Genomic DNA, 20,785 nt, shown 5'->3' on the forward strand with positions numbered 1-20,785 from the left:
GGGATGCCGCCGAAAAAAGGAAAAAACTGCGGCGGCCGGTCGGTATGCCCGATTGTCTATCTGTGTCCTCTCATTGTAGCGTCAGCTTATCGGCTCTCAAGGTAGTGCCTATGGCCTCCACTTTGACAACCGCAAGCAATCAGACGCTCGCTTCTTTCGTGGCCGATAGATAATCTAAGGCGACGTTATCCGGTCATTTAAAATCAGTCGCCAATTTAAATTTATGACAATATCAGTCAAATCAAATTGGACGGGTTCGGAAAACACTTCAAATCTCGTCCGCAAGGAAATCGCCAAGCGTTGGGGCGAAGACGAGGCCAAACGCTATAATCCGTTCGAGAATTGCTTAACCTTCAAAGGTTGGCTCAAGAACGGATGTGTCGTTCGCAAGGACGAGAAAGCCATTCGGTCTTTTATCGTCGTCGAGAAAAAAGACAAGAAAACCGGAGAAGTCATCGAGAGACGACTGAAAACGATTTATCTTTTCTACGAAAAGCAAGTCGAGCCGCAAGCTTAACGACTTTAGGAGCTGATCCCTAACGGGATTGGCTCCTTTTTTTGTATAGACAATCAAAGAACTATTTTCTGACGGTCAATTCTTTCTGTTTCAAAAATTCTTCCTCGCTAAGAATTCCTTTATAACCGCCTTTATCTTCTTTGCCGCAAGAATCGCAAATGCTGACGGGGCGCCAGTAATGTTTTTTCGGACGAAGCCGAATGTCATAACAACTGTCGTATATGCCGGACTGTTTTATAACAAGTTTTCGTCCGCATTTCGGACAAATATCAAGATTGAATTCTTGTCGTTCGTGGCACTTCTCGCAGAATTTATGCTCCAATTCCAGTTTGTATTTGTCCCATTTTTTAAAAAGCAGTTTTGATTTGATAAACAGTCTTATTTCCGACAGCCAAGAGAAGAAGCCGTTATCTTTCGGCTCCGGTTCTTCCTTTAGCATTTGCGTCCGGTCTATCGCCCGTTCGCGCAAAAGAACGATGCCGGGAATAAAGCTCAAAATGCGAAAAGCGTCCGTCCATTCGTCTATAACTATTCGCGCGCTTTTGGCGACAAGCGTGATATTTTGTGTCGTGCCGTAAATGTCGATATGGTGGTGGCGGTGTTGCTGAAAAAATCTTCTCACGCCCGAGCCCTCGTTTTCCCAATTGCGCGGATCGAGCGGCTCGGCGATTTCGTCGCAAATTACGATGCAGTTTCTCACGTCCGTGATGTCTTCCATTTCTTGATAATAGTGAAGATTGTTTTTATCCGTGTCCCATTCGCCCAAAACGTCAAAGCGTTTCCAGTTGAGCCATAGGTTGGAATAGACTTGATAGCCGGCGATAAGGTAGGGGTAGACGAATGTCGCCATAAGCAGCGATTTGCCGCTTCCGGGAAGACCGGTTATCAATTTAAATTTAGAACCGTCTAACGCCATATGTTTATTCTCTTAATCCCGAATTGTTAATCAAAATCTTTATCGCCATAATCGACCACAAGAACGGATAGACAGAAAAGACTATGCCGACGATTTGCCAAAGCGTGTCAGTCGGGAAAATGAAATCAATAAGGCTCGACCATTGTCTTATCATCCCGAAAAATATCGTAATGTTCTGCCAAGGAATGAGATTGTTTACGGCTTGTCCGATGGCGTAAAGAAGTCCGGACAAAAAAGTCGTAATCAACACCACTTTTATGAATTGAATGAGTGCGTTCATATTTTTATTTATTGACCTTCAGTCATCTTGTTGATGAAGGCTTTACCGTTTTTAATCGCCCAGAATCCGAACATTCCCCAAAGCGCCCATTTGATAATCGTCTTAATGGCCAGAAACAGTTGATTGGTTTTTTGCGCGTTGACCGTTCCCAAAGTCGAACTGGAAGTGAAAATATCTTTGCCCCACAAAACGACGGTGGCGGTTGAAGTGCCGGTTGTTGGAATTTGCGCCGTCAAATTTCCGTTCACCGGAGATAAGAAAGATAGTTCGGAAAGCGTCGACGAATTTGCGCTGGCCTTCCAAGCAGCGTTCAGATTGGTGTAAATGTTAAACGGAAAAACATTTTTTAGGATATTGCCAGCTTTGTATATGCCGTCGGTCGCTATCGTCGTAAATTTATTACCGGCGATAATAAATCCCAATTTGAATTTGCAACCGATAACAGTCATATTAAGAGCGGGCATGCTTATGCCGACGAATTCCGGGTCGGGCGTATTCCATTGATCCGCGTCGCACGCGGCGTAATACATAGCGCTGTCGTCATAAAATGGATTGCTTGAACTGGCAGTTAAAATATCTGCGGCCGTGGGTATCTCAGTTGGTTGCCAATTAACCACAACCACATAAGGAATGGTCGTGGTAGCGGCCACGTCGCCTAACGTCGGAGACCAATAACCGGATAAATGACCTATTACCTCGTAATTAACGTAGCCTATCGTTGTTCCGTCTCCGGTCAAGGGGAAGAAACTGGTTCCGTTGTATTTATCGGTAAAGAAACCGGTGCTGTCTATTATGGTACTGGTAGCCACTAAAGTGCTTGTCGCCCAATCCGCGCTTATTTGTCTTATTTCGATATAATCGTAAACGGTAAAGATATTTTCGTTGTAAAGGTATCTGACTTTGGCCGTCGATTGATTGGAGAAAGTATAAGGATTGTTGAAGAAGAACAGGCCGGTGTTGTCTGAAGCGTTAGGATTATTCGCGCAGTCTCCGCAGTCGCTCGGACAAGTGGAACAATTTTCGCTAACGGTTTGACAAAGTGTGTCGCCGCAATATTCGGCCGGGGTGAAATAGATATTGTTCAGGCCGCCGACGTGGAGATATATTTGAGAAACTTCGGTGTCGGACAATGTTTTATCCCAAATCGCGAAATCGTCGAAAAGATAAATGTTTCCCGCCCAGTTATTCGGATAGAAATATATCCCTCCGATATTGCCGTAATTTTGTGGTATGCTTAAATCCGCTTCCCATTTTCTAATGCCGTCCATATAGAGAACTTGATGATTGGCGGTGAACGTTAAGGTGATTAGGTGCCATCCGGCGGAAAAATTCGGATAAGAATAATTGCCGGAGGGGTTGGACGCCAAATTATTATTCCAAGTCGGGTTTTCATTTACGTAAGCGTTGCTGTAAACCCTGGGCTTTATTGGATTGCGACCGTCATTGGCGTGGTCCGAACACATTCCGGCAATCAAATTTCCGGACGTGTTTTTGATTTCGACACAATCGGAATTGTTGTCAAAATATTGCCAATAAGAGACGGAAAAATTATTTCCTTGGTTTATGTTTAAGCCGGTGATATTCACGTTATACCAATTAGCCGCGGCATTAAGAGAAGCGCTGTCCGAAAAATTCCAAGGATTGCTCCCGTTATATCCGAAATTATTTCCCGCCACCCCGCTTATCTTGTCTATATTAGTGTTATTGAAATCCCAATAAAGCCTGAGGCTGCTGTCGTACGAAGCCAGGGCTTTTCCGGCGAAGAAAAGATGCAGACAGAAAAGAGCCAACAACGAAAAAGTATATTTTAACAATTTATTTTTCATCTTTTTGTTTCGTTATCTCGCGCCAGTTGTTGTAGATTTCATCCATTCGCAATTTATCGTGATATAAACGAGGCTCGGTATAAGTTTTGTAAAATTGATAGTCAAAATGGGCGAGAATAGCTATTAAGATAACAAGCGATATATAAGTAAACATAGTTTTGGTTAGGAGAAGGGGTTTATGCCCCGCCGGTTAAGGCGGGGCGATAAACTATTTGATGGTTCCTCTGATTTTTTTGACCCCCCACATGATACCCTTGATGATAAGAGTAAGAGTGATGACGGCGCCGAACACTCCGAGGATGTAAGGGATAAACGCGTAAGCGTTATCCTTCAACAAACTGGTCGTGCTGGCCAAGGAATTCGTCAAATCTTGATCGGCGGCGGCGTGGGCGAAGTTGGTGGCCAAACCAATCGTGCCCAAAAACGCCATTAAGCCGAACCCGATTTTCTTAAGCATACTTTTCACCTCCTCTCTAGTCTTTATTTTTTGTTGTCAATAAAGAACGGAATGAGAATAAGACCGACGAATCCCGCCATAAGACACCATTTCAGCAATTCGTTAACCGCTTCGAATTCGGTCATATTATTTCAAGCTATCTTTAATTTTTTTCAGTCCCCAAATTATTCCGATAACGATTATCAACGGGGTATATATTTGGACAAATTGGATGCCGTCTATCGCCATAACTTTTTGGCCACGTAAATTATGATGACCGCGCCTAAGGCGATCTTCAGAAAGAAGAACGGCCCGGCGAGCGGCAGCGTAAAAGTGGCGGTTAGATTGACGACATTATCCGCGCTGTCCAATACTTGATAATGGAGCAAAATTTCGTTGAAGTTCATATCGATAATTCAAGGAATAATTTCGGACTATTTCTTATCGTTCGCGTCTTCGGGGACGTAAACGGACAGATAAGCCCGCTGTCTCTGCTTATTCACAAAGCAGAACGGAAAAACGTTGACCTCGAATTCCACCTTGGCTCCGACCTTGCCGTAGTCCTTGTCTAAAGGGACGCTTACGGCCACAGGGTAGATGCTCCCGGACGGTTCGATGTAGAGCAATCGTTTTTGACCGGGAGTCCCGTCTTTTCTGGTGAAATTCTCGGTCTTGTCATCTTTGATGATTCCTTTGATGTAAAACATAAACGCTTGTTATATCGTGATTTATACTTTTCGCGCCTCGACCTTTAGCTGACGCTCTAGCGATCGAGACTTAAAATAAAAAAGCCTCATATCGTTATGAGGCTATTGTATAGAAGTTATATTTGAGAAAGTTTGGGTAAAGATTTACCCAAACTTTTTTGATTTTTCCCTTATTTTATAAGCAAATCGGATTTATTTTTAAATATCCTTTTTTGCCGGAATTAAAGATTAAAAAGTTTTCAACAGATTTTTTTGTCCCGTTAAAAATCTTATTATTCAGTTCCACGCAACAATCATAATATTTACGCCAAGAATTTGCTTCTTCCTTATACTCCAAATCTTCGAAAACATCTTCGGCCATTTCTGAATAGAAAAAGGTGTCTTTTAAATTATCCTTATTATCCTTAAAAATGTATTTAAGTATTTTATGGGCGTTAGTTTCTTTGTCTTGTTTGGCTATCGGTACTTTATAGCCTTTTATATATAGAATACTTCTTTGGGAATCGAACCAAGTCTTTTCGCCGCGATTAGAGTTTTTAAAAAATTCTTCTTGTTCCATCTTTTCCAAGACACAATCACTAACTACCTGAAAAGCGGCTCGAAAAAGATTAACCGAATATGGGCGGCAAATTATGTCGTCTAGTTTTTTTAGCGCACGGCGGTCTTTATCGCGGCGCATTTTCTTCATAATGGAATGAATGCCGTCTAAATCGGCGAAATAGCGCCAAAATCGGCAACCGCATCCTAATTTGGTTTTTAAAATAGCTTCTTCATTTCCGGTTTCCGCCAGTTTCATTTCTTCGCTGGCTTCGGCGACGAGAAAATCAAAAGATTTTTTTGCTTCCTTGTTTTTAAAAATCGTCTCAACGAAATTAAAGACGATTAGCGACCTGCGAAAAACATTTTCCTCCTCATAAAAAGAAGAAGATAAGTGTTTTAGTTCGGCCCTCAATTCTTTGGCTTTGGAGGGCATATTTTTATGTAAAATTTTGAATGGTCAGTCTTGTTTTATTTTAGCATTTCACATATTAAAATAATTTAAATTTTTTCTAAAAAATTTCTAAAGACGGGGATAAGAATGTTCCAAATTTCTAATTATTTTAATGGCGACACCCCTTATTTCGACGTTTTTTCGAAATATCGGTTCGAAGGTCGGATTGGCCGGCTGCAGCCTTATTAGCCCTTTTTCTTTATAATATCTTTTGAGCGTGGCCTCGTTATCGTCGATGATCGCCACGGCGGTATCGCCGTTATCGGCCCACTCCTGTTTTTTGATAATAGCAATATCTCCGTCAAATATACCGTCGCCTATCATAGAATTGCCTTTAACTCTAAGAGCGTAGAGTTCGCCATCTTGGAAACGCCTGTCTTTCGCTATTTCCACGACATCGTCCGGAATTTCGATAGCCTCAATTGGCTTACCTGCGGTTATGACACCAACTAACGGAACGGCCATCAGTCCGTCAGTTTTGGCTTTTACTAGCTCCAAGCCTCTTATGACCCCCTTTGTTCTTTTTAAAATGCCTTTCTTTACCAAGCTTGAAATATGTTCATGCACCGTAGAAACCGCTGATATTCCAAGTTCATTTTTTATCTCTGTCAAAGACGGGGAACAGCCATTTTTCTGATTGTATTTAGCTATAAAATCCCTTATTTCAGCTTGTTTTTTGGTTAACATAGACATAAGTTTATTTTATTGATATATTTGTAGTATACCCGAACGAAAACCGAAAGGCAAGAGAATATATTTTCTTAAGTTTATTTTTTACATTATCCCTAATTTAATGTATAATTATAATAACTGAAAAATGCCTAAGATTAGTTAATTATGGATAAGAAAAAACAAAAAACATTAAAAGGTGTCTCGCTTTTTTCTAGCGCTGGAATAGGTGAGGCTTTTTTTGATAAAATTGGTATCAAAATTGTTGTGGCAAATGAACTCATTGCCGAAAGGGCAAAATTGTATTCGAGTTTGTACAAAGACTCAAATATGATTATTGGCGATATTACTGATAAAAAAATTTTTAATAAAATTGTTAAGGAATCTGGTAAAATAGACTTTTTAATAGCAACTCCTCCTTGTCAGGGTGTTAGTATTGCTGGCAAAAACCGAACCATGAAGCAAATGTTAAATGATGAACGAAATCATTTAATTTTTAAAACTATTGATTTAATAAATATTAAAAAACCAAAATTTGTTCTTATAGAAAATGTGCCAAACTTTTTGAAACTCAAATTGCCTTATGAAGGAAAATTATGCACACTTTTGGAAATTCTTTCTGCCCTTTATGGATCAGAATATAAAATTGAGGCAAAAGTTTTAGATGCATCAGAATTTGGAGTTCCTCAAAAAAGAAATAGGGCTTTAATTAAAATGTATAAAAAGGGGCTGATATGGAAATGGCCGGCTAAATCAAAAGTAGTGTCCGTTAAAGACGCTATAGCTTTTTTACCTAGTCTTAATCCTGGACAAAAATCTGACATACCTTGGCATTTTGCGAGAAGGCACTCGCCTCAACATATTTTATGCATGAAAAATACTCCGACCGGTTGTTCTGCTTTTCAGAATAAAATTCATTTCCCTAAAAAAAGTAGCGGGGAGCGAGTTAAAGGCTATATGACAACTTATAGACGTATAAAATGGAATGAGCCGGCACCAACGATTACAATGAGAAATGACGCCATTAGTTCCCAATTAAACGTCCATCCTGGAAGAAAATTAAAAGACGGTACCTATTCAGACCCTCGTGTTCTTACTCCCTTAGAGCTAATGCTTTTAAGCTCTTTTCCGGTAAAAGATAAAAAAATTCCAGAAAATACCCCAGAAATATTAATTAGAAAATGTATTGGAGAAGGTGTTCCGCCGCTATTACTAAAAAAAGTGTTATTAGGAATTGAAATATGACACTAAGAATTGATAGACCAAAATGGATATTGTATAGACACATCAACGATTTTAAATTGCTGTATACTGTTGCTGAATTTTTGAAATCTTTTTCAAAAAATGCAATCAGTAAAGAAGAAAAGGCTCGCCTTAATTTAAAATTAAAGGAAGTAAATCTTTACAACGAGAGGAATCATAATATGCCGTTGGATGCGATTAATCATAAAATTAATCAGCTGTCATATTATATGTTTGGTTATCAGGCCGATATTGACGGTGAAGATAGATTTTTGTTTAGTCCCTTGGGGAATCTTTTTTTAAGACATGTAGACGACCCGTTGAAAATAAAAAAAATTTTTTTGGCCATGCTTTGGGCCGTACAATTTCCACATCCGCACAGTGGCACCCACTCTTCTTTTCAGTTATATCCCTTTAGACTACTATTTAAGCTATTAACAGATGAAAGGTTGGGAAAGAAGTTGTATGCTTTTGAAGTTGCTTTTTTACTGGTTTTTGTAAAAGAAATAGATAAAAAATCATACGAAAGTTTAGTAAATGAAATATTAGAACTGCGAACGCTAAGTGATGAAGAAATAGCTGAAAAGTTTCAGAATGATCGGCATGCCTATGTAAATTCTGCTTATGAATGGGACTATTACGTTAGTGCTTTATTTAATTCAGCCGGAGTAATTGATAAAAAGAAAGGAGAGGTTATTTGTAAATTACAGCATGGCGGTACTAAAACTTTTCGAAAAGTGACTAGGAATGAGGTAAATATATCAAGCGATGTTTATGAATTGGTCATAAACTTAGAAAAAAAGGATTCATTTTTAGAAAAACCTTTAAGTCTGAATGACCCCGAACGCCTTAAAATTGATGTAGTTAAAGAAATTTATAGTTATTATCCAACGGCATTATTAATAGCAATTGGTGAAAAAGAGGATGAATTAAAATTAAAATTACTTGACTTGCCAAGATTAATCGACCAGTACGCTGAAAACGGAGAGAAGGGAGAAGCTTATCTATTCGAAGATGTTTTAACAGATGGCTTTAACATGTTTTACAATGTTGAGGCGAAAAAGATTGGAGGAGCTGGAAATACTGATTTAGAATGTTTATATTTAAGCAAAAAGAAAAAATTTGCCGTTGACGCAAAATCAACTAAAAACAAATTGTCTGGAATTAACTCCGGACGTCTCGCTGGCCACAGGGAAAAAATAGGTGGTGAATATACTATCGTCATCACTCCTAGATATGTCCCCGCCGTCTTACAGGATATTCAATCTTGTCCGATAGTTATAATACGTGCTAACACTTTTTCAGAATTTTTGTATAACTGTATTGATAACAATGTAAGAGAAATAGACTACGAAGATTTTGATAATATCATTACTCATAACTTAGGAAGAGATGTGAGTAGAGATATATCAAATTTAACTATTGAAAAATTTGCGACTAAAAGTTAACCGATTATGATTATATTGAGCAACGAGGATAACATGAAACTAATGTCTAGATATGAAGATAATCATTTTGATTTGGCTATTGTTGATCCGCCATATGGAATATTAAACAAAACAAAAAGAGGCGGAGACAATAAATTCAATATGGCCGAGTATAGTAAGTGGGATGTGAAACCTAATGATAAATATTTTAACGAACTTTTTAGAGTGTCAAAAAATCAGATTATTTGGGGCGGCAATTATTTTGGTCAAATTTGGACAAGATGTAAATATAATAGGTGCTTTATAATTTGGGATAAAAATCAGCCTGAAAGCTTAAATAATTTTTCAATGGCTGAAATGGCTTGGACATCATTAGACCTTCCGTCTAAAATATTTCGTTATAGTGTTCGAAAAAATAGAAACAAGATTCACCCGACTCAAAAGCCTATTGAGTTATATGAATGGATTTTAAAGCTGTTTGCTAAAAAAGGAGATAAAATTTTAGACACGCATCTAGGCAGTGGGACCATTGCCGTGGCGTGCGATAAAATGGGGTTTGACCTCACTGCTTGTGAGATAAGTAAGAGTTATTTTGAAAAAGCTATCAATAATATTAAAGAGCATAACCCTAATATAAAAATTGAAAAAATCAAGAAGATAGATTCAAACATCACCATAATGAGCAGGTAATTCTATTTGGCGTGAATTATTAAAATAATGAATTAATAAGCATCAAAGAATGAAGATTATAAAAAAAGCCGAAAACGGGGTAGAATATTTATTCGGTTTATTAAAACAAAAATCCCAGACCATCACAAGAGCGGTGTTATGGAAAATTCCACATAAATCGGATGTCAATGATTTGCGATTAAAGATTGGTAGATATAAAAAAATTGGTTTTGAGCCGGAAACTCTAGAATGTAGCTCGCCGAAAAGCGAGCTTACTTTAGACAATGAAGAATTCAAAGAACTCCTTGTTTTTTTATCTGAAAATTATCAGCCTTTCTGCGATGGTGCTAAAAAATATATACCAATTGAAAATGGTTTTGACCCAAAAGATTTAGAACATATTAAAGCTATATTTAAAAACCCCGATAAAGAAAAACTTCTCAATTTTATCGCAGAAAATAATATATTGCCTGAAGATTTAATACATGGTTTACAACATCAGACAAGAAAAAAAGCCATCGCAGAATTTGAAAAAATGTTAAGTGATGATTTGAGTGAAAAAGTGTGGCAAGATTGGTTTAAAGATAATAGCTGGGTTTTGGGGACTGATTTTGTTAAAATTTTAGATGAGCGGCATATTGACACGAGTAATATCTCAGATTATTTAATGCAAGCCTATGATGGCTTTTTGGATATTATAGAAATAAAAAAGCCTGAAACAAATCTAAAATTTTGGTCTACTTCAAAAGACCATGATAATTATATTCCGTCATCTGACCTCACCAAAGCTATTACTCAAGCGACTAAATATATATACGAGGTAGAGCGAGAATCTAATAGCCTAAAATTTACTGAAAGAGTAGGAATAAAGACGATTAAACCGAGATGTGTTTTAATTTTTGGTAGGTCTAGTGATTGGGATAATGAACAAAAGGAGGCGTATAGGATTTTAAACTCTAATTATCATAATTTAACGATTTTGACTTATGACCATGTTTTAGACAGGGCAAAAAGAATATTAGATTATAAACCGGATGCGCCTGAGAATCCTCAAATTATTGGGGAATTACCAGAAGAATTATTTGAAGAGGAAGTAGATGCAAGAAATATTCCATTTTAAATATGAATGACATCCTATTTTCTAAAAATTTGATTAAAGGAAAAATTGCTCAGATTATTTTTGAACAAATGTTTCGAGAGCAAGGGGAATATACCGTTATTCCATTCGGTTATGAAAATATCCTTCCCGAAATATTTCCACAGCGCAATAATTTTGAAGGAGCGCAAAGAGCAATCGATAATATCAGGCATGCACCGGACTATACTTTAATCTCGGCAAAAAAGGAAAAGGTCTATTTAGTGGAGGTTAAATACAGAAAAGAGTTAAATATCGATGAAATAAAGACTATCGCCGCCAAGCAAATTCAAAGATGGAATCCATCATGTATTTTTGTAGCAACTCAAAATGGCTTTTATTTCGATTTATGCTCCTCTATTCTGAAAAAGGACACAATTCAAAAATTATCAGATAAAATGATCTCTAAGGAAATACAAGATAAATACAAAATTTTATTGTGTGAATTTGAGCGCTAGTTAATATTAGCCATTTTATTACAAAAAAGTTCGAATAGCGTCCCTAACACCCCGCAAAAATACAAACTTTGGAACGGATTGAGCCTTATAAACATTAAAGAAAATTATAAAAATAAAAACATTCTTTCTCAATCCTGGGACTAGCAAAAAATCTATGATTAACCAAAGTTACGGTTTTGAAAAACCTAATAAGATAGAGGTTGAAAAAGAACCGGCAATTAAACTCATTGGTTCCAGTCAGGCGCCAGAAAAATATAAAAAGAATCCTTTTTATAATAGTTATCATTGGGGTATGGCTGACTGGGAAGATAAAGAGTTGTACCTACCTGATAATTCCGACGAGGCGATATCTTTTTCTATTGCCTCGCATGAATTAGGCCATTTGGTAAATAAAGGCAGAATACAGCCAGACCGAGAAAATTTTCAGAGTACTTATCAAGAAGAACTAAGAGCCTGGGGGATCGGATGGAGTTATCTAAAACAGCATCTCACTGACTATTATAATGATCCTAAATCCATTGAAGATTTAAAGGGTATTGAAGAAAAAGTTAAGGACAAAATGATGGATATTACCCTTTTGACTGAACCATTCTATAAAAATCCAGAAAAAAAGGGCGTTGAGCAGCAAAGAGACTCTTTTTTACAAACTGAGCAAGGTAAACATATTAAAGCAGAAATTGATAGTCTGAAAGGATTTATTGAAGAAACGCTTGCTAGTTTAGGTAAAGAATCATTTTTGAAGAAAACCGATTGGAGCCGTTTCTCTAATGTTATTAAAAAAGTCTTAATTGATATAGAAAAAGATAATCAGGCTAATGATTAGTAAGGACTGTTTTTAATAAAACCGTTCCAACTGCGTCCCACCCCCTCCGCGTCCAAAGAAAAATAAGGCAGAAGCCTTGTTTTTTATTACCAAAGAAAATGTTTTTTATTTTCGTATTAAAATATATAAGCATTTAGGGCTTATTTTAAATAAATAAAATATGAAAAAGGTCTTTTTTGTTTCCTTGCTTTTATTAGCGTTTGCTTTTTTAACTTCGGCTTGTAGCCGACCAGCCACATTAAACTCTCCAGTCAGTCAAAATAATAAGCAATCAGACCCGCGTCGTCCAGATTTTGGCCAACCAGAAAGAGAGCCTGATATTCGGGGTTTAGTCAAATCAATCAGTGGCAATGAGGTTACGATTTTAAAAGTTGATTTACGTGGCGGTTTCAGGCCAGGCACTTCTACCTCAGACAGATCAACATCTTCTCCATCAGCTTCACTTGTTCCGTCCAGCCAGGAGCCACGGGGAGGATTTGAGTTTAGGAATAACCGTAACCAAAGCAATGGTAACCAGAGGACAGACATGTTAGCTAAAATGAAAGAAATGAGCACAGGCGAGGAAAAGATAACTATTCCGGTGGGTATCAGGATGTTAAAGCCAGAGTCTGGTTCAATTGGTAAAGAGAGGAAGATGGTGGAGGCGTCTTTAAGCGATATTAGTGCTGATAAGGTAATCACTGTATGGTTTAACGAAGGTTTTAGCGACAGTAAAATCGCCGAGTTCGTTTTAATTAATTAAATTTATGACTTCATCAATTTTAGAAGAAAGTCAAAAAGCCAAGCGGAGTGGCTGGAAGAAAATAATCAGTAATAGATTTTTTATTAGCGGCTTATTATTACTTGTAGTCGGTCTATCCTCATATTTTTATTATTCTAGCCAACGCCAGGCAAACAGTATGGTAGCTAGCCAGCAGCGAGCCGTTGTTAAACGTGAGGATTTAAAGATAGCGATTGAAGCCAGTGGTAAAGTGGTGGCTCGTGATGGCGTGGAATTATCTTTTCCGGTAAGTGGCAACCTGGAAGTAAGCGAGGTTTATGTCAAAGAGGGAGATAAGGTGAAAAAGGGCGATAAAATCGCCTCAGTTAAGACTGAAAGTCTAGAATTCGAATTACGCAACGCTTATGCCAGTTATCAATCAGCCCTAGCAAATTTTAATTCCAAGAAAGCCGCTCCTACTCAGAGCGAGGTTGATAAAGCTAAGGCCGCTATTGACCAAGCTAAGATATCTTTGGACCAGGCAAAAATTAGTTTGGAGAAAACAAGGTCAAGTGTTAACCAACAGATTGCCAACGCAGAGATGGGTTTAGAAACAGCTAGTAATAATCTTAAAATTTTTCAAGATACTGGTGATAGCGAAATTATTCGTGACGCTTATACCAGTTTACTCTCGACTATCAAAGCTGTTAATCTAACAGCTCACCGTGTTCTTAATGATTCTGACGCGGTTTTAGGTATTGATAATACAGCCATCAATGATAGCTTTGAATCGGTCTTAGGGGCTAAAAATACTTCTTCTTTAAGTAGTGCTCGCAGCAGTTACCAGCGAGCGAAATCTTTACAGCTATCACTTGATAATTCAGTGGCTAGCTTGATTAACTCTAATTATAGCGCCTTGGACGCCGCGGCCGCCAAGGCCGAAGAAGCCCTGGTTGCCCTGCAGAATCATCTTTTTGATATGCAAAACTTGTTAGATGCGACTATTACTTTTGTGGATTTTTCCCAATCAGAATTAGATGGGTTCAAGGCGACCCTCAGTTCTAATCGTTCCAGCATTAACTCTTCTATTACTAACTTAAGCACCGCGCAGCAAGCTGTTCGTAATGCTAAGAGCAACCTTAATGCTTATCAGATCGCTTATAATAAAGCTCTTAATGATTTAAGTACTACCAAGAGCCAGGGAGAAAACGATCTGAGCACCGCCAACGCTTCAGTTAATTCCCGACAGATATCTTTAAAGCAGGCCCAGATTGATTATAACGACCTGATAGCGCCAGTCTCAGAAACTGACTTAGCTTCAGCTCGTGCTCAATTAGCTTCGGCCGCTATCAGTGTTGACCGAGCCAAATATAATATGGAACAGGCGACCATGATTTCTCCGATCGACGGTGTCGTTTCCATGTTAAATTATAAGCAGGGCGATACTATCTTAAGTGATGGCGCTAAGTCGATGGCAACTATAATCAATAACGATACTTTATTTATTGAAGCTAACATCGAAGAATCAGATATTAGCAAGTTGCAGGTCGGTCAGAAAGCAATAGTTACTTTTGAGGCTGTCGATGGTCTGGAATTGGTCGGCGAATTGAGCTTTATTTCTCTGACCTCGGAAACCAATTCTAATGGTATAGTCACTTATTTAGTTCGTGTATTACTCAGCCAACCCGGAGAGAAGATTAGGGAGGGGATGACAGCGGCGGTTGAATTTATTACCGCTGGCAAAGAAAACGTGTTAACTATACCAGTTTCCGCCGTCAGAAATATCAGTGGCCAGCCTTCAGTCGAAACTGCTGACGGCAGGGTTGTTAACGTCACCACCGGTTTTACCGATGGCAAAAAGGTTGAGATTACGAGTGGGTTGGAAGAGGGTGTAGCTATTGTCTATTAATAATTATGTATGAGGGATAATTTAGCAATAAAATTAGAGTCAGCCTATAAGTCTTATTATTTATCTAATGGAGAAGAGGTCCCAGTACTTAAAGGTATAAATTTAGAAGTAGAAAGGGGCGAATTCGTTGTTATTATGGGCGAATCGGGTTGCGGGAAGACCACCCTGCTTAATATTATTGGCTGTCTTCATCCTCTGACCCGCGGTCGTTATTTTTTAAATGGAGAAGATATTGGTGCCGTGAAAGACGATTTTACTTTAGCTTTTATCCGTAACAGAAGAATGGGTTTTGTTTTCCAACAATTCAATCTTTTTAGTCGTTTTTCTGCTATTAAAAATGTCGCTTTACCAGCTTTATATGCTGGTCAGCCAGCTGATAAGAGAATTAATAAGGCACGCCAGCTCCTGCAGTCAGTCGGGATGGGTAAAAAGTTGGGTTATAAGCCCACTGAATTATCCGGGGGGCAGCAGCAACGAATTGCAATCTGCCGCGCTTTAGTCAATGATCCAGAAATAATCTTAGCGGACGAACCTACCGGGGCCCTGGATTCTAAATCGGGCTTAGAAGTAATGGATATTTTTAGAGACCTTAAAAGGCAAGGTCGCACGTTGGTCATGGTTACGCATACCTCCGCTGTAGCCAGATACGCCGATCGAATAATATATTTGCGTGATGGCCAAGTTCTCAGCGCTGATTATACATTAAAAGGAGATTATTAATATGAAATGGGAGATTGTCAAAATGGCTGCTGAGTCTCTGTTGGCCAAAAAAACGAGAACCCTTTTATCGATGTTGGGTATTATTATCGGCGTAGCTACCGTTATCGCTGTTTTCGCTGTTGGCCGCGGCGCTCAAGAATCAGTGAATTCGCAATTTCGTAATTTGAGTGCGAATTCAATTTTGATTATGCCTAATCGTGGCCGGGGTTTTACGAGCAGTTCTAAGTTAAAGACTGCTGATGCGGAATTACTTCTTGGCGCCGCTCACATTTCTTCAGCCGCTGGCGCTATTATGGGAAACCTAGGTGTTTCCTATGGTTCGGTGGATAAAAATTATAGCGTGGTCGGCGTTGATCAAAATTTTACTAAAATATTTAATCTAAATATCGACTCTGGCCGGACAATTTCTGAAGAAGATATTCAGAATCGTAGCCTGGTGGCCGTAATCGGCAGTACGGTGGCTAGCGATCTGTTTGTTAGCGATAATAACTTTACGGGCAAGGAAATAACTATTGCCGGTAAGAAGGTAGAAATAATCGGAGTCTTGAAAAAAATAGGCTCAAGAGTGGGGATGATTTCAGTTGATGAAGCGATAATCTTGCCCAGCGCTACCGCCGAGAAAAGTTTTTTAGGCGATCGGGGCCAGGTGATAATTAGTGCCCAGGTTGATAATCTTAGTAATACTGGGTTAGCCACTTCTAGTATTACTAGCTTATTAAGGACCGAACATAAACTTAAGATTAGCCAAGAAGATGATTTCCGCATCATGGATGCGGGTAGTATGGTGGCTGCGGCCCAGGCGACCGCTAAGACCATGACAACCTTATTAACAGCGATTGCGGCTATTACACTTTTAGTGTCTGGAATTGGAATCATGAATGTGATGTTTGTAACCGTTGCCGAAAGAACTAAGGAGATCGGTATCGCTAAAGCTATTGGCGGCCAGCGTTCGGATATTTTGAGTCAATTTCTTTTAGAGTCGGTTATTCTGTCAACGATTGGCGGCATTGTCGGGATGATTATCGGCCAGGCGGCGATTCCGATAATATCATATTTCAATTGGATTGCCGTGGCATCTTCTTGGACTGGGCCTGTCATCGGTTTTTCCTTTTCAGTCGTAGTTGGCGTTTTTTTTGGATTTTATCCAGCCTGGCAAGCTAGCCGCTTAGATCCGGTTGATGCTTTAAGAAATGAGTAATATTAAACTATATGGATAAAAATTATGTTTCTTTTAGACAGTTAGTTAAAAAAAATTATCGCTATTGGTTGGTGAATCTAGTATTAGTGTCCGTTGTTTGGCTAGGAGTGAGGTGGCTTGTATATCGCCCCTCCACCGCTGTTACATACACTAAAAAATCGGCCGCTATCCAACTAACCGGCAATTCTATGCCTACCCCGCCAGCTGATGGCGGAGGTGGGCCGCCGATGGTTAATAATAGTTCGAATAAGTGACCTAGATTAACCAGGAATCATCCTGGTTTTTTGGAAAGTTGATTTTTTTAAAGAAATAAGTAAAAATAAAGAAGTTAGTTGAGGAGAGGTGCCAGAGCGGTCGAATGGAACAGTCTTGAAAACTGTCGTTGGTGAAAGCCAACCGTGGGTTCGAATCCCACCCTCTCCGCGTGTTATCAATATTATTATTTTTCGAGCAGTTGGCTAAGGCTTCAAAGATTTCTTTGAAATCAACCTTAGCCAATTTTGTTATATAAAAAATCGTTTGCTAACGCGTTTGGGCGCATTTAAGCTTATCCCCTTGACAATGATGTTATATTTTTCTAACATTAAGATGCTTAGAAATAACTAAAATAATATGACCTTAAAAACATATAATAGAATACGGCTCCTAATCGTTGTCATTACCGCTTTTATATTCAGCCAATCTTTGGTGATCCGCAATTTTTTCATTCCGATCGTAGTTTTGGGGCTATCATCTCTTATACTTTTCTATCTCAGGAAAAAAGTGACCGAGCTGATAGCGGACGAGAGGGATTACCAAATCGGTGGCAAAGCGGCTTTGCTCGCAATCCAGTTAACTTCATGGATCGGGGTGATAGTCATGTTCGTTTTCTATGCTCTGGGCGATAGGAATCCTATTTATCAACCTATAGCTATGACATTAGCTTTCTCAATTTGTATTTTGATGCTTACTTATTCAATCATTTTCCAATATTATAATAAGCGCAGCCCTAAAGATGAAAAACGAGATTAAAAGATTTAGAACTGAGCTGGGGATTACTCAAGAGGAGTTGGCGGAGAAGGTCGGAGTAAGGCGGGAGACCATCGTTTTCTTAGAACAAGGTAAATATAATCCTTCTCTTAAACTGGCTCTGAGTATAGCTAGGGAATTGAAAATGCCGATTGAAAAGTTATTTTCTTTATCATAAGCGGGCGGTATGGCTATAAAAAACAAAATCTTATATTGGAGCCTGAAAATCCTCATGATCTTGTTGGGGATATTCTTTATTATATTCGGCGGCTATGATGACAGCCCTGGCCTCCAAGGCATCGGTCTTATTATCATTATTTCTACTATGATTATTATGATCCGAGGCAAGAAGAATAAAACAATAATAATTGCCATTATCAGCTTCGCTTTAGGAGCGCTAATTTATAATTATTCTAAAGTAATCTTTCAAGAGGGTAATCCTTGGCCACAAATTAAAGGGATTTCTCAGTTAACTTTTGGAAATCAAGGCCTTGTGAAGTTGGATGTTGAAGAAAATAAATATATCACTAAAAGTGATAATTTGGAGATAATAAAATCTTTCATGAAAGAAAGGGGTTATGAGTTTAGGGAGCAGTTGGGGTCTGCTTATCTTTTTAAATCGCCCTCAGGATCAAGCGCAATCGCTGTTTATAGACATTACAGCTGTTACTATTCACTCTGGACAATTAATGAAAACATTAATGATAATAAGAATGACCTTTGGCGGACTGCAACTACAGATAGTGGAGAAACCTTTCAGTACCCTAAAGAGCTATTAACAAAGTATATTAGCATTGTAAACTGGCCACCGCTTGTAAAAATAGTAACCGGAAGTTTTTCTTGTGTGACCACGCCTCAGGAAGCCAGTAGTATATCGGACATAACTTCTCAGAGACTGGTTGATGACAGAAGTTACTGCGTGAATGTGAAACATGAAGGCGCGGCCGGTAGCGTATATTCATCCTATATCTATATTACTGCTAAGGATAATAAGTTGGTTGAAGTTAGTTTTACTTTGCGCTATCCTAATTGCAGCAATTATAATGAAGAAGAAAGCAAGGCCTGTGTTAGTGAAAGGGAAGCTTTTGACATCGATGCCACGGTTGATGAAATAGTCCAGACGATTAAATAATAATATTTATGACTTCATACAAACATACGCAAATCGGATATCTGATGATTGTCGTTACCTTGGCTGTATTGGTATTTTTTTCCTGGGCCCAGATTACGGCCAGGATGGAAGCGCCTTCAATTGATTCTGGCGCCAATTTTCTGTTTACAGTCGTGATGGCGTTTATTATATTGATCCTGGCTTCGTTTACAACACTGACAAGTTCCGTTAATGGAGATAGGCTTCAGGTTAAATTCGGCCCTGGAATCTTTAGGAAAAAATTTCTACTGAGCGAAATAGCATCGATAAAAAAGGTAAAGAATCGCTGGTATTATGGATGGGGTATAAAAGTTTGGTTTTGGCCTTATATGTGGATTTATAATATCTCGGGTTTTGATGCGGTGGAAATAGTTATGAGAAATGGAAAGATTTATCGTATAGGAACAGACGCCCCCAACGAACTAGAGGCCGCGATCAAACGCAATCTGAATATCTTATAATCAAATTATAGTATGATCTTTTAAAACAATCATCATGAATAGTAAAGAATCCTCTTGTTTAAGGCATCCTCGCCATGTTATCGGTTATCGTGGTTCCAAAAAGAGATTAGCCCATAATGTCGGCCGGATGACCTATGACGAAGTAGCTGATTTTGTCGGAGAATTAGCGATTGATATTAAGCATCAGGCCGATGATGACCGACTTTTAAGGCGTAGAAATAAATTGGCTGGTGAATTGGAAGAAGCGGTCAGATATCTAGCTCTAGCTCAAGCTAAACTGCAATCCGCTTGGAAAATTTGTGAACCCTTCATGAAGTCATCCAACCCTTCCTAGAAAGGTTTAATTTGGAAACCCCTGCCTTATCAGTGAATTTTAAATGGCTCTAATCAGAGTCATTTTTTAATATTGGACTTGAATTTTATTGTTTTTTATAATAAGCTAAATATTACACATTTTTTCATTAAAAAAGGAGGACCCATGCCTAATCTGCAAAAAGGCGCCAAAGTGCATCTTATTGAAGCCGGGGAGAAGATCGATGAAGCTATAATCTGTTACGCGGGCAACTCAAACAGCTCTTTGACGGAAGAGATTAAAATTGAAAGTCTCCGGCTTTTTCCAGGGAAAAAGTTCGATTTCGCTTTTATCGATGGCGGCTGGCGTATGTTATTTTGTGACCCGATGACCCGTGATCGCTGCTATAGCCAGAATGCCCCGGTTTACCGGATAGAGCCAGCTTCCTGACAAGCCAATTCTACCAGTTGCTCTAAACAACTGGTTTTTTTATTTTATGACAGTCTTTTTGTTTTACATCCAACCCCGATTTGCGCTATAATTATACTAGATAAATTTTCCCTATGAATCGGAAACTACTTTTACTCATCATCCTCATAGTTCTTTCATTTATAGTCTTTCCCGCCAAGGCTCACCGTTTGCGCCTGGTCTATAGCCAGGATTTAAATCCGGACTCACCCTTTTTGATCGCTGAACCGCAGATTGCCCAGAATTTCTATGGGGAATTGAAATCAAGTCCAGATTACTACCAGATCAATCTAGCCGAGCCGCTTAATCTCCATTTCAGCCTTTTGTCACCGGCTAATCGAGAGGAGCGCCAAGACTTTGCGGCTGAGATAATTTCTAACAATTATGACAGTCCGGAGCTAAGCCTTTTTTCTTTAGCTAGCGAAGACCCTCTTTGGGATGTATATTTTGAAAAGTTTGCTGGTGACAAATATTATCAAGGACCGGAAGCAAGCGTCGACCTGGAGCCTGGTAGCTATTTTCTCAAGGTCTATAGCCCGGATAACAAGGGTAAATATACCTTGATGCTCGGTCAAGAGGAATCTTTCTCTAGCCAAGATATTATTGATAGCTTGGAAAAACTACCGGTTTTAAAGAAGGAGTTTTTTGCCGCTCCGCCAATCGCTGCTTATTTTAACCTTATCGGCTTGTTCGCTTCTCTAGTCATAGCCAGCGCCATCGTCTTCGCTTTCTGGCTGGCTAGCATTTTCTTCAGGAAATAAATATCTATAATAATCTAAAATA

28 protein-coding genes and 1 tRNA gene are annotated in these 20,785 nt (G+C 38.8%); 21 read left to right on the plus strand and 8 right to left on the minus strand.

What is annotated here, in order from left to right; genetic code table 11:
- Positions 1 to 44: 44 nt before the first annotated feature.
- Together WC441_00505 and WC441_00510 are read left to right on the plus strand one after the other, a co-directional pair.
- Complete coding sequence (locus WC441_00505) at positions 45 to 173, plus strand: hypothetical protein (GenBank protein MFA5162989.1); 129 nt, start codon at positions 45 to 47, stop codon at positions 171 to 173.
- Positions 174 to 223: 50 nt separating this feature from the next.
- Complete coding sequence (locus WC441_00510) at positions 224 to 517, plus strand: hypothetical protein (GenBank protein ID MFA5162990.1); 294 nt, start codon at positions 224 to 226, stop codon at positions 515 to 517.
- 61 nt (positions 518 to 578) lie between these two features.
- On the opposite strand, the gene WC441_00515 is transcribed toward WC441_00510, so the two are convergent.
- The 8 genes from WC441_00515 to lexA all read right to left on the minus strand — a co-directional run bounded on the left by WC441_00515 (position 579) and on the right by lexA (position 6,360).
- Positions 579 to 1,433: a zonular occludens toxin domain-containing protein gene (locus WC441_00515; GenBank protein MFA5162991.1), complete on the minus strand. Its 855-nt coding sequence runs from the start codon at positions 1,431 to 1,433 to the stop codon at positions 579 to 581.
- Positions 1,434 to 1,437: 4 nt separating this feature from the next.
- Positions 1,438 to 1,713 (minus strand): hypothetical protein, encoded by a 276-nt coding sequence (locus WC441_00520; GenBank protein ID MFA5162992.1) that lies wholly within the window; start codon positions 1,711 to 1,713, stop codon positions 1,438 to 1,440.
- Positions 1,714 to 1,721: 8 nt separating this feature from the next.
- The gene (locus WC441_00525) at positions 1,722 to 3,539 is read right to left on the minus strand and encodes a hypothetical protein (GenBank protein ID MFA5162993.1); all 1,818 of its coding nucleotides are present in this window, start codon (positions 3,537 to 3,539) and stop codon (positions 1,722 to 1,724) included.
- A gap of 208 nt (positions 3,540 to 3,747) precedes the next feature.
- Entirely contained in the window at positions 3,748 to 3,996 is a 249-nt protein-coding gene (locus tag WC441_00530) for a hypothetical protein (GenBank protein ID MFA5162994.1), read from the minus strand.
- A 218-nt stretch (positions 3,997 to 4,214) separates the two neighbouring features.
- Positions 4,215 to 4,382: a hypothetical protein gene (locus tag WC441_00535; GenBank protein MFA5162995.1), complete on the minus strand. Its 168-nt coding sequence runs from the start codon at positions 4,380 to 4,382 to the stop codon at positions 4,215 to 4,217.
- A gap of 27 nt (positions 4,383 to 4,409) precedes the next feature.
- The gene (locus WC441_00540) at positions 4,410 to 4,682 is read right to left on the minus strand and encodes a hypothetical protein (protein MFA5162996.1); all 273 of its coding nucleotides are present in this window, start codon (positions 4,680 to 4,682) and stop codon (positions 4,410 to 4,412) included.
- Positions 4,683 to 4,857: 175 nt separating this feature from the next.
- Positions 4,858 to 5,655, minus strand: coding sequence for a hypothetical protein (locus WC441_00545; GenBank protein MFA5162997.1), 798 nt, complete (start codon positions 5,653 to 5,655; stop codon positions 4,858 to 4,860).
- A gap of 87 nt (positions 5,656 to 5,742) precedes the next feature.
- Positions 5,743 to 6,360, minus strand: a complete 618-nt coding sequence (gene lexA / locus WC441_00550) for a transcriptional repressor LexA (GenBank protein MFA5162998.1) — start codon at positions 6,358 to 6,360, stop codon at positions 5,743 to 5,745.
- Between the two features lie 150 nt (positions 6,361 to 6,510).
- Between lexA and dcm the strand changes: the two genes are divergently transcribed.
- The 19 genes from dcm (at position 6,511) to WC441_00645 (ending at position 20,763) form a co-directional block, all read left to right on the plus strand.
- On the plus strand, positions 6,511 to 7,587 hold the full coding sequence (gene dcm, locus WC441_00555) for a DNA (cytosine-5-)-methyltransferase (GenBank protein MFA5162999.1): 1,077 nt from the start codon (positions 6,511 to 6,513) through the stop codon (positions 7,585 to 7,587).
- On the plus strand, positions 7,584 to 9,032 hold the full coding sequence (locus WC441_00560; GenBank protein ID MFA5163000.1) for a restriction endonuclease: 1,449 nt from the start codon (positions 7,584 to 7,586) through the stop codon (positions 9,030 to 9,032). Before dcm ends, WC441_00560 begins: the two co-directional genes overlap by 4 nt.
- A 6-nt stretch (positions 9,033 to 9,038) precedes the next feature.
- Positions 9,039 to 9,701: a DNA methyltransferase gene (locus WC441_00565; GenBank protein MFA5163001.1), complete on the plus strand. Its 663-nt coding sequence runs from the start codon at positions 9,039 to 9,041 to the stop codon at positions 9,699 to 9,701.
- Positions 9,702 to 9,750: 49 nt separating this feature from the next.
- On the plus strand, positions 9,751 to 10,800 hold the full coding sequence (locus WC441_00570) for a Shedu immune nuclease family protein (GenBank protein ID MFA5163002.1): 1,050 nt from the start codon (positions 9,751 to 9,753) through the stop codon (positions 10,798 to 10,800).
- A gap of 2 nt (positions 10,801 to 10,802) precedes the next feature.
- A complete protein-coding gene (locus WC441_00575) occupies positions 10,803 to 11,273 on the plus strand; it encodes a hypothetical protein (GenBank protein ID MFA5163003.1) in 471 nt (156 codons plus the stop codon).
- Positions 11,274 to 11,427: 154 nt separating this feature from the next.
- On the plus strand, positions 11,428 to 12,096 hold the full coding sequence (locus WC441_00580; GenBank protein ID MFA5163004.1) for a hypothetical protein: 669 nt from the start codon (positions 11,428 to 11,430) through the stop codon (positions 12,094 to 12,096).
- Positions 12,097 to 12,256: 160 nt separating this feature from the next.
- On the plus strand, positions 12,257 to 12,838 hold the full coding sequence (locus WC441_00585; GenBank protein ID MFA5163005.1) for a hypothetical protein: 582 nt from the start codon (positions 12,257 to 12,259) through the stop codon (positions 12,836 to 12,838).
- 4 nt (positions 12,839 to 12,842) lie between these two features.
- Complete coding sequence (locus tag WC441_00590; GenBank protein MFA5163006.1) at positions 12,843 to 14,705, plus strand: efflux RND transporter periplasmic adaptor subunit; 1,863 nt, start codon at positions 12,843 to 12,845, stop codon at positions 14,703 to 14,705.
- Between the two features lie 9 nt (positions 14,706 to 14,714).
- Positions 14,715 to 15,425, plus strand: coding sequence for an ABC transporter ATP-binding protein (locus WC441_00595; GenBank protein ID MFA5163007.1), 711 nt, complete (start codon positions 14,715 to 14,717; stop codon positions 15,423 to 15,425).
- 1 nt (position 15,426) lies between these two features.
- Positions 15,427 to 16,623 (plus strand): ABC transporter permease, encoded by a 1,197-nt coding sequence (locus WC441_00600; GenBank protein ID MFA5163008.1) that lies wholly within the window; start codon positions 15,427 to 15,429, stop codon positions 16,621 to 16,623.
- 11 nt (positions 16,624 to 16,634) lie between these two features.
- Positions 16,635 to 16,877, plus strand: coding sequence for a hypothetical protein (locus WC441_00605; protein ID MFA5163009.1), 243 nt, complete (start codon positions 16,635 to 16,637; stop codon positions 16,875 to 16,877).
- 82 nt (positions 16,878 to 16,959) lie between these two features.
- Positions 16,960 to 17,046 (plus strand) — tRNA-Ser (locus WC441_00610).
- 189 nt (positions 17,047 to 17,235) lie between these two features.
- The gene (locus tag WC441_00615) at positions 17,236 to 17,634 is read left to right on the plus strand and encodes a DUF2178 domain-containing protein (GenBank protein ID MFA5163010.1); all 399 of its coding nucleotides are present in this window, start codon (positions 17,236 to 17,238) and stop codon (positions 17,632 to 17,634) included.
- A complete protein-coding gene (locus WC441_00620; protein MFA5163011.1) occupies positions 17,618 to 17,809 on the plus strand; it encodes a helix-turn-helix transcriptional regulator in 192 nt (63 codons plus the stop codon). The genes WC441_00615 and WC441_00620 overlap by 17 nt, the downstream gene beginning before the upstream one ends.
- A gap of 9 nt (positions 17,810 to 17,818) precedes the next feature.
- Positions 17,819 to 18,763, plus strand: coding sequence for a hypothetical protein (locus tag WC441_00625; protein ID MFA5163012.1), 945 nt, complete (start codon positions 17,819 to 17,821; stop codon positions 18,761 to 18,763).
- An 8-nt stretch (positions 18,764 to 18,771) separates the two neighbouring features.
- Positions 18,772 to 19,242 carry a hypothetical protein gene (locus tag WC441_00630; protein MFA5163013.1) on the plus strand — a complete coding sequence of 157 codons (471 nt, stop codon included), beginning with the start codon at positions 18,772 to 18,774 and terminating at the stop codon, positions 19,240 to 19,242.
- Positions 19,243 to 19,276: 34 nt separating this feature from the next.
- The gene (locus WC441_00635) at positions 19,277 to 19,576 is read left to right on the plus strand and encodes a hypothetical protein (GenBank protein ID MFA5163014.1); all 300 of its coding nucleotides are present in this window, start codon (positions 19,277 to 19,279) and stop codon (positions 19,574 to 19,576) included.
- Positions 19,577 to 19,720: 144 nt separating this feature from the next.
- The gene (locus WC441_00640; GenBank protein ID MFA5163015.1) at positions 19,721 to 19,984 is read left to right on the plus strand and encodes a hypothetical protein; all 264 of its coding nucleotides are present in this window, start codon (positions 19,721 to 19,723) and stop codon (positions 19,982 to 19,984) included.
- A gap of 113 nt (positions 19,985 to 20,097) precedes the next feature.
- Positions 20,098 to 20,763 carry a hypothetical protein gene (locus tag WC441_00645; protein MFA5163016.1) on the plus strand — a complete coding sequence of 222 codons (666 nt, stop codon included), beginning with the start codon at positions 20,098 to 20,100 and terminating at the stop codon, positions 20,761 to 20,763.
- Positions 20,764 to 20,785 lie beyond the last annotated feature (22 nt).

This window comes from Patescibacteria group bacterium, from assembly GCA_041651355.1.
Classification (GTDB): Bacteria; Patescibacteriota; Patescibacteriia; order Patescibacteriales; family UBA12465; genus JAPLVX01.